The sequence below is a fragment of the Constrictibacter sp. MBR-5 genome (genome assembly GCF_040549485.1).
Classification (GTDB): domain Bacteria; phylum Pseudomonadota; class Alphaproteobacteria; order JAJUGE01; family JAJUGE01; genus Constrictibacter.
The window spans coordinates 338,380-351,246 of sequence record NZ_JBEPTK010000003.1; the positions used below are offsets into that span (position 1 = coordinate 338,380).

The 12,867-nt window shown below is 69.0% G+C and carries 11 protein-coding genes; 6 read left to right on the forward strand and 5 right to left on the reverse strand.

Going from position 1 to position 12,867, the window contains the following annotated elements; genetic code table 11:
- Positions 1-76 precede the first annotated feature (76 nt).
- The 4 genes from ABIE65_RS08575 to ABIE65_RS08590 all read left to right on the forward strand — a co-directional run bounded on the left by ABIE65_RS08575 (position 77) and on the right by ABIE65_RS08590 (position 6,795).
- A complete protein-coding gene (locus tag ABIE65_RS08575; protein WP_354077097.1) occupies positions 77-3,262 on the forward strand; it encodes an efflux RND transporter permease subunit in 3,186 nt (1,061 codons plus the stop codon).
- A gap of 108 nt (positions 3,263-3,370) precedes the next feature.
- Entirely contained in the window at positions 3,371-4,657 is a 1,287-nt protein-coding gene (locus tag ABIE65_RS08580) for an MFS transporter (RefSeq protein WP_354077098.1), read from the forward strand.
- A 45-nt stretch (positions 4,658-4,702) separates the two neighbouring features.
- Complete coding sequence (locus ABIE65_RS08585; RefSeq protein ID WP_354077099.1) at positions 4,703-5,770, forward strand: LLM class flavin-dependent oxidoreductase; 1,068 nt, start codon at positions 4,703-4,705, stop codon at positions 5,768-5,770.
- Between the two features lie 74 nt (positions 5,771-5,844).
- The gene (locus ABIE65_RS08590) at positions 5,845-6,795 is read left to right on the forward strand and encodes a DMT family transporter (RefSeq protein WP_354077101.1); all 951 of its coding nucleotides are present in this window, start codon (positions 5,845-5,847) and stop codon (positions 6,793-6,795) included.
- Here ABIE65_RS08590 and dnaQ read toward each other — a convergent pair.
- The 5 genes from dnaQ to ABIE65_RS08615 are packed head-to-tail and all read right to left on the reverse strand — an operon-like array spanning position 6,755 to position 10,372.
- Entirely contained in the window at positions 6,755-7,426 is a 672-nt protein-coding gene (gene dnaQ, locus ABIE65_RS08595; protein ID WP_354077102.1) for a DNA polymerase III subunit epsilon, read from the reverse strand. The genes ABIE65_RS08590 and dnaQ overlap by 41 nt on opposite strands.
- Entirely contained in the window at positions 7,419-8,048 is a 630-nt protein-coding gene (gene coaE / locus ABIE65_RS08600; protein WP_354077103.1) for a dephospho-CoA kinase, read from the reverse strand. Before coaE ends, dnaQ begins: the two co-directional genes overlap by 8 nt.
- The gene (locus ABIE65_RS08605; RefSeq protein WP_354077104.1) at positions 8,045-8,893 is read right to left on the reverse strand and encodes a shikimate dehydrogenase; all 849 of its coding nucleotides are present in this window, start codon (positions 8,891-8,893) and stop codon (positions 8,045-8,047) included. The genes coaE and ABIE65_RS08605 overlap by 4 nt, the downstream gene beginning before the upstream one ends.
- Positions 8,894-8,918: 25 nt before the next feature.
- Entirely contained in the window at positions 8,919-9,554 is a 636-nt protein-coding gene (locus ABIE65_RS08610; RefSeq protein ID WP_354077105.1) for a Maf family protein, read from the reverse strand.
- A complete protein-coding gene (locus ABIE65_RS08615) occupies positions 9,551-10,372 on the reverse strand; it encodes a pyruvate, water dikinase regulatory protein (protein WP_354077106.1) in 822 nt (273 codons plus the stop codon). Before ABIE65_RS08615 ends, ABIE65_RS08610 begins: the two co-directional genes overlap by 4 nt.
- A gap of 396 nt (positions 10,373-10,768) precedes the next feature.
- Between ABIE65_RS08615 and hemE the strand changes: the two genes are divergently transcribed.
- Positions 10,769-11,818: a uroporphyrinogen decarboxylase gene (hemE, locus tag ABIE65_RS08620; protein WP_354077419.1), complete on the forward strand. Its 1,050-nt coding sequence runs from the start codon at positions 10,769-10,771 to the stop codon at positions 11,816-11,818.
- Positions 11,815-12,864, forward strand: a complete 1,050-nt coding sequence (gene hemH, locus ABIE65_RS08625) for a ferrochelatase (protein WP_354077107.1) — start codon at positions 11,815-11,817, stop codon at positions 12,862-12,864. Before hemE ends, hemH begins: the two co-directional genes overlap by 4 nt.
- Positions 12,865-12,867 lie beyond the last annotated feature (3 nt).

The window sequence follows — 12,867 nt, forward strand, 5'->3', positions numbered from 1 at the left end:
CCCACTCCGCCGCCCTCTCCGATGCCGTTCCGCCGCCGGCCGTGCCGCGCGGCTTCCCGACGCGAGCGAAAACGCCATGAACCTCTCCAGGTTCTTCATCGACCGTCCGGTCTTCGCCGGCGTGCTGTCGATCCTCATCCTCGTCGCGGGCCTGCTGGCGCTGCGCATCCTGCCGATCTCGGAGTATCCGGACGTCGTGCCGCCCTCCGTGGTCGTGCGCGCCCAGTATCCCGGCGCCAACCCGCGCGTCATCGCCGAGACGGTCGCCACCCCGATCGAGGAGGCGATCAACGGCGTCGAGGACATGCTCTACATGAGCAGCCAGGCGACGACCGACGGCCTGATGACGCTGACCGTCACCTTCCGCCTCGGCACCGATGCCGACAAGGCGCAGCAGCTCGTTCAGAACCGCGTCTCCCAGGCGGAGCCGCGGCTGCCGGAAGAGGTGCGCCGCCTCGGCGTGACGACGATCAAGAGCTCGCCCGACCTGATGATGGTCGTGCATCTCCTGTCGCCGAACGACCGCTACGACATGACCTACCTGCGCAACTACGCCGTCCTGAACGTGAAGGACCGTCTGGCGCGCATCGACGGCGTCGGTCAGGTACAGCTGTTCGGGTCCGGCGACTACGCTATGCGCGTCTGGCTCGACCCGCAGAAGGTGTCGGCACGCGGCCTGTCGGCCTCCGACATCGTGCGGGAGATCCGGGCGCAGAACGTCCAGGCGGCCGCCGGCGCCGTGGGCGCCGCCCCGGCGATTCCGGGCCTCGACGTACAGCTCTCGATCAATGCCCAGGGCCGGCTCCAGACGGCCGAAGAGTTCGGAAACATCATCGTCAAGAGCGGTACGGACGGCGAGGTCACGCGCCTGCGCGACCTGGCGCGCATCGAACTCGGCGCCGCGGAATACGCGCTTCGCTCGCTGCTGAACAACAAGTCGGCCGTCGCGGTGCCGATCTTCCAGGCGCCGGGCTCGAACGCGATCGAGATCGCCGACGAGGTCCGCAGGGTCATGGAGGAGATCAAGCGGAACATGCCGGAAGGTGTGGACTACGAGATCGTCTACGACACGACCCAGTTCGTGCGCGCCTCCATCGAGGCGGTCGTGCACACGCTGCTCGAAGCCGTCCTGCTGGTCGTCCTCGTCGTCGTGCTGTTCCTGCAGACTTGGCGTGCCTCGATCATCCCGCTGGTCGCCGTGCCGGTCTCCATCGTCGGCACCTTCGCCGTGATGTACCTGTTCGGTTTCTCGATCAACGCGCTCAGCCTGTTCGGCCTCGTGCTCGCCATCGGCATCGTCGTCGACGACGCCATCGTCGTGGTGGAGAACGTCGAGCGGAACATCGAGAACGGCCTGTCGCCGCGCGCCGCCACCTACCGGGCGATGAGCGAGGTGTCGGGGCCGATCATCGCCATCGCCCTCGTCCTGGTCGCGGTCTTCGTGCCGCTCGCCTTCATCAGCGGCCTGACGGGACAGTTCTACCGCCAGTTCGCGCTGACCATCGCGATCTCGACCGTCATCTCGATGATCAATTCGCTGACCCTGTCGCCGGCGCTGGCCGCGCTCCTGCTGAAGGGGCACGACGCACCGAAGGACCGGCTGACGCGCGCCATGGACTGGTCGCTCGGCTGGCTGTTCCGCGGCTTCAACCGCGGGTTCGGCGGTGCGACCCGCGCCTATACGCGCAGCGTCGGCGGCGTGCTGTCGCGCAAAACCGTGATGATGGCGATCTACCTCGTCCTGATCGGCGCCACCGGGCTGCTGTTCCGCACCGTGCCCGGCGGCTTCGTGCCCGGCCAGGACAAGCAGTATCTGGTCGGCTTCGCACAACTGCCCGACGCCGCGACCCTTGACCGGACCGAGGAGGTGATCCGCCGCATGGGCGACATCGCGCTCACCCAGCCCGGCGTCGAATCCGCCATCGCCTTCCCCGGCCTCTCGATCAACGGCTTCACCAACAGCTCGAACGCCGGGATCGTCTTCGTCGGCCTGAAGCCGTTCGCCGAGCGGACCACGCCGGAACTCGGCGGCGGCGCCATCGCCGATCAGCTGAACGCGAAGTTCGCGGCCATCGAGGACGCGTTCATCGCCATGTTTCCGCCGCCGCCCGTGCAGGGCCTCGGCACGATCGGCGGCTTCAAGCTGCAGATCGAGGACCGCGCCGGCCTGGGCTACCAGGCGCTCGACGAAGCGACCAAGGCGTTCCTGGCGAAGGCGCGCACGGCGCCCGAACTCGCCGGCCTGTTCTCCAGCTACCAGGTGAACGTGCCGCAGCTCTACGCCGACATCGACCGGACCAAGGCAAGGCAGCTGGGCGTCGCGGTCACCGACGTCTTCGACAGCCTGCAGATCTATCTGGGCTCGCTCTACGTCAACGACTTCAACCTGTTCGGCCGCACCTATTCCGTGCGCGTCCAGGCGGACGCCCCGTTCCGCGCCCGCGTCGACGACATCGGCCAGCTCAAGGTCCGCTCCGCCGGCGGCGAGATGGTCCCGCTGTCGGCCCTCCTGCGCGTCCGCCCCAGCGCCGGGCCGGAGCGCGCGATGCGCTACAACGGCTTCCTGACCGCCGACATCAACGGCGGCCCCGCGCCCGGCTATTCGACCGGCGAGGCGCAGGCGGCGATCGACCGCGTCGCCGCGGAAACCCTGCCCCAGGGCTTCGACTACGAATGGACCGAACTGACCTACCAGCAGATCCTGGCCGGCAACTCGGCCATCCTCGTCTTTCCGCTGGCGCTGTTCCTCGTCTTCCTCGTCCTCGCGGCCCAGTACGAGAGCCTGACCCTGCCGATCGCGATCATCATGATCGTGCCCATGAGCCTGCTGGCGGCGATGGCCGGCGTCTGGGCCACGGGCGGCGACAACAACATCTTCACCCAGATCGGGCTGATCGTGCTGGTCGGGCTGTCGGCGAAGAACGCCATCCTGATCGTCGAATTCGCGCGCGAGCTGGAGCTCGCCGGCCGTTCGCCCTACGAGGCGGCGGTCGAGGCCAGCCGCCTGCGGCTGCGGCCGATCCTGATGACATCCTTCGCCTTCATCATGGGCGTCGTGCCGCTGGCACTTTCCACAGGTGCCGGTGCCGAGATGCGCCAGGCGATGGGCATCGCGGTACTGTTCGGCATGCTGGGCGTCACGGCCTTCGGCATCTTCCTGACGCCCGTCTTCTACGTCCTGCTTCGGCGCCTGGCGGGGAACCGGCCCCTGGTCAGCCACGGCGAACATATCGAGGCACCGGCCGGCAGCCCGCAGCACTGACGGCACTCGCCAGGGAAGTGTCGGGCAGGGGGGTCATGGGCAGGGGCGCGGCGCGGCGGTAGAAACGCGGTGGCGTCTACCGTGCGGCGCCGCGAACCGGCGGACTCCATGGCCCCGACCAGCAAGATCCCGATCTATTATGGATGGCGCGTCGTCGGCGTCTGCTTCGTCGCGGCCGTCTTCACCTGGGGCTTCGGCACCTTCGGGGCGAGCGTCTACCTCGCCGAGGTGACGAAGGCGCACGGCTGGCCGATCGCGCTCGTCTCGTCCGGGGTCACGGTCTTCTATCTGACTGCCGCCCTGTCCGCGATGTTCGTCGGCCGCGCCATCGACCGGCACGGCTCGCGCCTCATGTTCGTCGCCGGTTCGATGGCGCTCGGCGTGGGGACCGCCGCCGTCGGCAGCGTCTCCGCGGTCTGGCAGCTCTACGCCGCCTTCGTGATCCTGGGCCTCGGCTACTCGGTCATGTCGGTTACCGGCCTGTCGGCCACGGTGGCCCCGTGGTTCGAGCGCCACCAGGGCCGCAGCATCGCCATGGCACTGACCGGGGCCAGCGTCGGGGCGATGGTCGTGGTGCCGCTGTTCGTCCTGGCGATCCAGCAGTTCGGGTTCCCGGCGGCCGCCCGCGGCGGCGGGGTGCTGACGGTGCTGCTGCTCGTCCCGCTCGCGCTCTTCGTGCTCCGCTACCGCCGGCCGCAGGACATCGGGCTGATGCCCGACGGCGCGCCCTCGCTTCCCGTCCGAGCCGGGCCGGCCGCGACACCGGCGGCCGGCTGGACCAGGGCCACCGCCATCCGGACATCGGCGCTGCGAACGACGACGATCGCCTTCGCCCTCGGACTGGTCGTCCAGGTCGGTTTCCTGACGCACCATATGAAGCTGGCCGAACCGCTCATCGGGGCGACGGGGGCCGGCTGGCTCGTGGGTGCGACGGGCACGGCGGGGCTGATCGGCCGCCTTATCCTCGCACGCGTCGCCGACGTGGTGTCCCTGCGCCACTATACCGGGGCGATCATGGGGACACAGGCGTTGGTACTCCTCGCCATCGCCGTCTTTCCCACGATGCCGGTCCTGATCGGCGGAAGCCTCGTCTACGGCTTCTGCCTTGGCCAGATCACGACGCTCTCGCCGATCGTCGTGCGGCGCGAGTTCGGCGCCGCCTCCTACGGCGCGATCTACGGCGCCGCCGCCATGGTCATCCAATTCAGTTCCGCCCTCGGTCCGGCCGTCTACGGCGCGCTGCGCGACCTGCTCGGCGGCTACGGCCCGGTGCTGGCGACTGCGGCCGCCTTCGAACTCGCGGCCATGGCGGTCATCCTCGCCGGTCGCGCTCCCGGCCCCGCACCCGCTGAAAAGGGGCAGCCGGCCGTTGATGCGGCGGCGGAGGGAGGCTAGCGTTCTCGCGGCGCAGCATCGGCAGGAAACGGACGGGAGATCGCAATGCAGTTCGGATGGCTCACCCTGTCCTTGTCGCCCTCGCCGGAGGAGGACGCCGCGCGCATCGACCAGCAGATCGAACAGGTCTGCGAGGCGGAGCGCCTGGGCTTCGGCGACGTCTGGCTGACCGAGCATTATTTCACCGGCGAGAGCGTCTACAACGACGCGCTGCTCTTCGCCGCCGCCCTGGCGATGCGGACGGAACGCATCCGGATCGGCTTCGCCGTGGTGCAGATGCCCTTCCACCATCCCGTCCGGCTGGCGACCCAGCTCGCACTCCTCGACAATCTCAGCAAGGGCCGGATCGACGTCGGGGTCGGTAAGGGCACCGTCTACAACGAATACGAATTCGTCGGCCACGGACTGCGCAGCGACGACAGCCGCGAACGCATGGAGGAGGCCGTCGACATCCTTCAGCGTGCCTGGCGCGAGGCTCCGCTCTCGTACGAAGGGCGCTTCTACAAGGTCCAGGTCCCGCAGATCCGCCCGAAGCCGGTGCAGCAGCCGGGGCCGCCGCTCTGGCGCAGCGTCATCTCGCCCGGGTCCTTCACCGACTGCGGCCGGCGCGGCATCCCGATCCTGACGGCGCGCCTTCCGGTGGCGCGGATCAAGGAGCGCTGGGATCTCTACGCCGCCGGTCTCGCAGAAGGCGGCCACGACGCGGCGACATGCGAGCGGCTGCTGGCCCAGGCGGCCCTGTGGCGCAACGTCTACGTCGCCGAGACCGACGCGCAGGCCGAGGACGAGCTGTCGGCCCTCCTGCTGCAGACGCGGTCGCACATGATGCACGTCCGCGAGGCCTACAATCCGCCCGACTTCACGATCGACCCGGTCATGCTCAACGCCTGGACCGACCCGAAGATCAGCGACGCCGACGCACTGCCCTTCGTGCTGGAGACGGGCTGCCTCTACGGCTCGCCGGCACGGGTGCGCGAACAGGTCGCCGAACTGCGCGATGTCGGCGTCCGCCATCTCCTGTGCCAGACCGGCTTCGGTGACATGGACCACGAACAGAACCTCGCCTCGATGCGCCGGTTTGGCGAACAGGTGATGCCCGCCTTCCGCGACTAGCGGTTTCGGACGGCCGTCGGTCCACGCCGAGGACGGTCGCGACACGAGAACAGGGCGTGGAAGGAAACGGTCCGATGGGCGACCCGCGCGGCGTCGCACTGGCCTTGTTGTGCGCGATCTCCTACGGGGTGGCACCGTCGATGGCGCGGCTGGCATACGACGCCGGCGCCGACGTGCCGACCGCGACCACCGCACGGTTCGTCGCCGGCGTCCTGGCCGTGGGCATGCTGGTCCTGGTCAGCCGCCGAGGCCTGCGCCTGCCGGCGCGCGCCAACTGGGGCTCGCTCGGTCTCGGGTTGCTGTCGACGGTCACGTCGCTCGGCTACATGGGATCGATCTTCTTCATCCCCGCCAGCCTCGCCGTGCTGATCTTCTACACCTTCCCGCTGATCGTCGCGGTCGGCGCGCGCTGGACCGAGGGCGAGCCGCTGGGGTGGCACAAGCTCGCCGGCCTCGCCGTCGCCTTCGCGGGACTCTGCGTCGCCCTCGGCGTGGAGCTGACCCAGGTGGACCCGCGCGGTCTGGCACTGGCCGGCGTGGCGGCCTTCGGCGCCGCCACGCACATCCTCGCGATCAGCCGCGTGGCACCCCTGGCAGGCGGTTCGACGCTGCCGCTCAACCTGCGCAGCATGAGCGTGGCGCTCGCCTTCAACGCGGTGCTGCTGGCCGCCCACGGCGGCCCCGCATGGCCGGTCGGCGACATCGGGTGGCTGGGCCTCGGGGGCACCGCGCTCTTCTTCACCCTCGGCGTGACCTTCATGTACGCGGCGGTCGCTAGTCTCGGCCCGGTTCGCGCGGCCATCGTCATGAATCTCGAGCCGCTGATCGCGATCTGCGCGGCCATCCTGCTGCTCGACGAACGCTTCGGTCTCAATCAGGCGATCGGGGCGGCGATGGTGCTGGGCGCGGTCGCCTGGGTGCAGCTCCGGCGGTCGCGCGCGGTACTGAAGGTCTCCCCGATCGGGACGCGGGACGCGCCGCCGCTCAGGCCAGCCGCCAAAGAGGATCCGACAGCTTCTCGATGAAGGCCGCATGCGCGGCGAGTTCGTCGTCGGACGGCGCATGCGGCCGCGCGGGCCGGTGCGGACGGTCCACGACGATCACGGTCGAAGCACTTCCCGTCGCGCCCAGCAGGAAGCCGGGCTGGCGGCCGCCGCAGAGCTCCAGATACACCTCGGCCAGCAGTTCGCAGTCGACGATGGCGCCGTGCTTCGTCCGCACGCTCAGGTCGATGCCGAAGCGGCGGCACAGCGAATCCAGGCTGTTCGAGCCGCCGGAGAAGCGCTTGCGTGCCAGCTCCAGGGTACAGACCAGCCGTTCCATCGGCAGGGCCAGACGCTTGCAGCGCTGCAGTTCGGCGTTCAGGAAGCCCATGTCGAAGGCGCCGTTGTGGATGATCAGCGGCGCGTCGCCGATGAACGCCAGGAACTCGTCGCAGATGGCCTCGAACAGCGGCTTGTCGGACAGGAAATGCTCGGACAGGCCGTGGACCTCGTAGGCCTCGTTCGGCATGTCGCGCTGCGGGTTGATGAAGGTATGCCAGTGCCGGCCGGTCGGGAGATGGTTGACCAGCTCGACGCAGCCGATCTCGACCAGGCGATGCCCCATCAGCGGGTCCAGGCCGGTCGTTTCCGTATCGAGAACGATCTCACGCATGCCGTCGGCGCCGTCCCTTCGTTTTGCCGTCCATGATCTTGCGCACGATCCCCGTCACGGCCCGTCGCGTCAACCCGCGTCCGAGGCCCGACGGCACGACGAAGTCGGCCCGGCGCCGCTTCTGTGCGTCGGGCATCTGCTTGGCGCGGATCGCCTCGAACCTCTCGCGCGTCATTCCGGGCCGGGCGAGCACCCGCTGCGCCTGCATGTGCGCCGGTGCCGAGACCACGACCGTCACGTCGCAACGCCGGTCGCCCCCCGTCTCGAACAGCAGCGGGACGTCCCGAACGACCATCCGCTTGCGCTCGCGCATCGCCTTGGCGATGAAACGCCGCTCGGCGCGAAAGACCCGCGGGTGGATGATGCGTTCCAGGCGGCGCAGGGCAGCGTTGTCGCCGAAGACGCGCCTGCCCAGTTCGCCCCGGTCGACCGCACCGTCCTTGACGACGCCGGGGAACGCCTCCTCGACCGCCGCGACCGCACCGCCGCCGGGGCCGAGCAGCACGTGCACCGTCGCGTCCGCGTCGAAAACCGGGATGCCCAGGTCTCGGAACATCCGCGCGGCGGTGCTCTTGCCCATTCCGATGGAGCCGGTCAGCCCGATGATGACGGGTCGCTTCATCGTGTCAGATCCGCCAGAAGGAAATCGCGCAGGGCGTCGTCGACCTGCGGCTCCACGCCGAACCAGGCGGCAAAGCCCGGCCGCGCCTGATGCAGAAGCATGCCGAGCCCGTCGACGACCACGTTGCCGCGTGCGCGCGCGGCGCGCAGCAGTTCCGTCTCCAGCGGCACGTAGACGATGTCGTCGACCACCGCCGTCGTCGGCAGGTCGGCGAGGTCGAGTTCGAGCGGCGCCTGGCCGGCCATTCCCAATGTGGTCGTGTTGACGAGAAGCGCCGCACCGCCCAGCGCCGCTCCCCGCTCTCGCCAGTCGAAGCTCGACGCCACGCCCGGCGCCAGGGATGCGACGGCGTCGGCCCGCTCGCGGGTGCGGTTCAGGATCCGGATCTCGCCGACGCCGGCGTCGGCCAGTGCGGCGCAGACCGCCCGCGCCGCGCCGCCCGCGCCCAGGATCACCGCCGGGCCCGCTGCCGGCGACCAACCGGGCGCCGAAGCACGCAGATGCTCCAGGAAACCGAACGCATCGGTGTTGGAGCCGGAGAGACTGCCGTCCGCGCCGACCACCACCGTATTGACCGCGCCGATCCGCCGCGCCACCGGGTCGACGTCGTCGACGAGCCGGAGCAGGGTCTCCTTGTGCGGCACGGTCACGTTCGTCCCCGCAAAGCCGAGCTTCGGCAGTGCCCGCAAGGCCGCTTCCACGTCCTCGGGCCGGATGGCGAACGGAACATAGGCACCGTCGATGCCGTACCGCTCCAGCCAGAAGCCGTGCAGGCGCGGCGAGCGCGAATGCGACACCGGCCACCCCATGACGCCGGCGATGCGGGCCTTCCCCGTCAGGATCATCGATGCGGTCTCATTCGGCGCGGTCTCATTCGGCCAGCACGCGCTGGGCGCGCAGGAAGTCGAGCAGCGGCAGCAGGGGCAGTCCGAGCACCGTGAAGAAGTCCCCTTCGACCCGCCGGAAAAGCTGCGCCCCGAGCCCTTCCAACTGGTAGGCGCCGACGGAACTCCAGGCCGCCTCGCCCAGGCTATCCAGGTAGCGCTCGACATAATCGTCCGTCAACCGGCGCATGCTCAGGACGGCGCTGTCCGTGTGCTGCCAGATCCGCGCGCCGTCGCGGACGACGACGGCCGCACTGATCAGGCGATGGTCGCGCCCGCGCAGGGCGTGCAGGGTTGACCGCGCACCGTCCCGGCCATCGGCCTTGTCGAACCAGACACCGTCGCAATCGAGCATCTGGTCGGCACCGATGACGAGAGCGCCGGGCTGCCGCCGGGACACCGTTTCCGCCTTCAGCACCGCAAGGGCCTGTGCGACGGACGCGACGTCGGCGCCGGCCGCACGCAGGCTGCGCTTGACCTCGTCTTCGTCGACGTTGGCGGGCTGGCGGATGCAGTCGAGGCCGGCCTGTTCGAGCATCGCCGCGCGCGCGCGGCTGGCCGAGGCCAGGATCACCGGCACCGGTGCCGGGCCTCGGAGAAGCTGTTCCTTCGCGTCGGTCACGTCCTGACGATTTCCTCCTGCCGGTCGGCGATCAGCTGGATGATCGCCGTCGCCGTCTCTTCAATCGAGCGCCTGGTCACGTCGATGATCGGCCAACGGTGACTGAGAAAGACGCGACGCGCCTCGGCGATCTCAGCCTTCACCAGGTCGATCTCCACATAGGACGTCTCCTCCTGATTCAATGCCAGGAGACGATTGCGCCGGATCTGCACCAGCCGCATCGGATCCAGCGTCAGGCCGACGACGAGCGTGCGGCGCAACGCGAAGAGCTCGCGCGGCAGCGGCACGTTCGGGACATAGGGTACGTTCGCCGACCGGAGGCCGCGGTTGGCGAGATAGACGCAGGTCGGTGTCTTCGACGTCCGCGACACCCCGACCAGCACGACGTCGGCCTGATCGAGGCTCCAGGTGGATTGCCCGTCGTCGTGTGCCGTCATGTACTGCATGGCGTCGATGCGGTCGAAATAGCTGGCATCCATCGCATGCTGGCGCCCCGGCGTCCGCCGGCTCGGCGTCCCGACGATCGCTCCGAGGGCGCCGAGGAGCTGATCGAGCACCGGAATGAACGGCACGTTCATCCGGCGCGACGCCTGCTCCAGGGTGTTGCGCAGCGTCTCGTCGAGGACGGTGCAGACCACGATGCCCGGCTGGCTGGCGATCCCGTCGATCGCCCGCTCCATCTGCTCCTGCGTCCGGACCAGCACCCAGAAATGCTCGGTGAACTCCACGTCGTCGAACTGCACGAGACAGGCCCGCGCGACGCTCCGCGCCGTATCGCCGGTCGCGTCGGAAACCAGGTGGAGATGGACCTTCTTCATGGGCGAAGGGGTCTCGCAAACTGTTCGGTGAACCTGTGGATCGATGACCGGTTATCCCGGGGCGGTCCGATACCATACCCGCAGTTGGAGTTTCCCTCCATCGGCCGCTCACAACGTGCCCGCTATCGACGAAACATGAGGACGGATCGCCGCCCGCCGCAGATTGCTTGGCTTATCCCCACTTTCCCCGCTTCTATCACCATTGGCGCGCGCCGCTTGTGCCCGCTTGTCCGGAGGAACGGCGCGACGAGGCTTGGCAGCGGGGGATATGTGGATAGATCTGTGCGTAACCGCCGCGTTACCAACAATCCCCGTTATCCTCGCGCCATCTACCGCCTCAACCTATTTAAGATTCTTTCTGGATGTTCCTGGCACGTGAACGAATTCGAGGCCGAGATGCCGCCTGCCGCGGATAAGCCGTTTCTGAGGGCCCTAGGCGGTGAACCCGCTGCCCGACCGCCCTTCTGGCTGATGCGTCAGGCCGGGCGGTACCTTCCCGAGTATCGTGCCGTCCGGGCCGGGACCGGCGGTTTCCTCGACCTCTGCTACACGCCGGCCAAGGCGGCCGAGGTGACGCTGCAGCCAATCCGCCGCTACGGGATGGATGCGGCGATCATCTTCTCGGACATCCTCGTGGTTCCGCACGGGCTCGGGCAGGAGGTGGCCTTTCGCGAAGGCGAAGGGCCCGTCCTCGAACCGGTGCGTTGTGCGGCGGACCTGGAGCGGCTGAATGTCCAGGGCGTGACGGAACGGCTCGCACCCGTCTACGAGGCGGTGGACCGCGTCGCGGGCGCTCTGCCCGGCGAAACGGCCCTCATCGGCTTCGCAGGGGCCCCCTGGACAGTGGCCTGCTACATGGTGGAAGGTCGAGGCAGCCGGGACTTCGGCACGGTCAAGCGCTGGGCCTTCACCGACCCGGACGGGTTCGACCGGCTGATCCGTCTGCTCGAACAGGCGACGGTCGCCCACCTCTGCGCACAGATCGCGGCCGGTGCCGAGGTCGTGCAGCTCTTCGATACCTGGGCCGGGGTCCTGCCCGAACGGGCGATGCGGCGCCTTTGCCTCGACCCGTGCCGGCGGATCGCCGCCGCGGTAAGGGCGGCGCATCCGGGCGTTCCCGTAATCGCCTTTCCCCGCGGCGTCGGGCCGGCTATGTCGGCCTATGCCGCGTGCGGTGACTTTGCCGCCGTCAGCATCGATCAGGCGATCTCCCCCGACTGGGCGGCCCGGCATCTTCAGCCGCATGTCGCCGTGCAGGGCAATCTCGATCCCTGGGAACTCGTCGCCGGCGGGTCGGCCCTAGCGGACGGAATCGCACATATCCGCGCATCGCTCGGCGGCGGACCGTTCGTCTTCAATCTCGGTCACGGGATCGTTCCGCAGACACCGCCGGAGCACGTCGCTATGCTGGCCGCTCTGCTCCGCGGTGAGGGGAATCGCGCGTGAGTCGCATAGCCGTCGTGCTCTTCAATCTCGGGGGACCGGACAGTCCCGATGCGATAAGGCCCTTTCTCTTCAACCTCTTCAACGATCCGGCGATCCTCACCCTGCCGGGACCGTTCAGGACGCTCCTCGCGCAGTTTCTGTCGCGCCGCCGTACGCCCGCCGCCCGCGAGATCTACGCGAAGATGGGCGGCTCCTCGCCGCTGCTGCCGAACACCGAGGATCAGGCGCGGGCGCTCGCCGACCTGCTCGCCGGCAATGGCGACGTGCAGATCTTCATCGCGATGCGCTACTGGAATCCGCGTGCGGACGAGGCGGTCCAGGCGATCAAGGCCTACGGACCCGATCTCGTCGTCCTGCTGCCGCTCTATCCGCAATTCTCGACGACGACGACGGCATCGTCGCTGCGCGAGTGGTTCGCCGTCGCGGATCGGCACGGATTGGACGTTCCGACCCGGACCGTCTGCTGCTACCCGACCCTTCCGGGCTTCATCAACGCCTATGCCGACCTGGTCATCCCGGCGATTCGCGAAGCGCGCCAGGCCGGTGCCGTCCGTGTCCTGCTCTCGGCGCACGGGCTGCCGGAGCGGGTCGTCCGCAACGGCGATCCGTACCAATGGCAGGTCGAACAGAGTGCTGCGGCCCTGGCGCAGGCGGTGCGCAACCGCGCGCCGGAGCTGGGCGAGGTCGACTGGCGCGTCAGCTACCAGAGCCGGGCCACACCGGAGGCTTGGCTCAAGCCAGATACCGAGGACGAAGTGAAGCTCGCCGGGGCGGAGCGTCGCGCGCTGGTCCTCCTGCCGATCGCCTTCGTCTCCGAGCATTCGGAGACCCTGGTGGAACTCGACATGGAATATGCCGAGGTCGCGGCACATGCCGGTGTCCCCCGCTACGTCCGCGTCCCGACCGTCAAGGCCGACGAGCAGTTCGTGGCCGGCCTCGCGGAACTGGTCCGGCGCATGCTGGTCAGCGATAAGCCGATCTGCTCGCAGTTCGGCAACCGGCTCTGTCCGGTCGGATTCTCGGGTTGCCCGAACAGCAGGCGCTGACGC

Coding starts and splice junctions, on each gene's coding strand:
- ABIE65_RS08585 (WP_354077099.1), top strand. CDS start 4,703: ATGCAGTTCGGATGGCTCACCCTGTCCTTGTCGCCCTCGCCGGAGGAG.
- ABIE65_RS08580 (WP_354077098.1), top strand. CDS start 3,371: ATGGCCCCGACCAGCAAGATCCCGATCTATTATGGATGGCGCGTCGTC.
- hemE (WP_354077419.1), top strand. CDS start 10,769: ATGCCGCCTGCCGCGGATAAGCCGTTTCTGAGGGCCCTAGGCGGTGAA.
- dnaQ (WP_354077102.1), bottom strand. CDS start 7,426: ATGCGTGAGATCGTTCTCGATACGGAAACGACCGGCCTGGACCCGCTG.
- ABIE65_RS08590 (WP_354077101.1), top strand. CDS start 5,845: ATGGGCGACCCGCGCGGCGTCGCACTGGCCTTGTTGTGCGCGATCTCC.
- ABIE65_RS08615 (WP_354077106.1), bottom strand. CDS start 10,372: ATGAAGAAGGTCCATCTCCACCTGGTTTCCGACGCGACCGGCGATACG.
- ABIE65_RS08575 (WP_354077097.1), top strand. CDS start 77: ATGAACCTCTCCAGGTTCTTCATCGACCGTCCGGTCTTCGCCGGCGTG.
- ABIE65_RS08605 (WP_354077104.1), bottom strand. CDS start 8,893: ATGATCCTGACGGGGAAGGCCCGCATCGCCGGCGTCATGGGGTGGCCG.
- coaE (WP_354077103.1), bottom strand. CDS start 8,048: ATGAAGCGACCCGTCATCATCGGGCTGACCGGCTCCATCGGAATGGGC.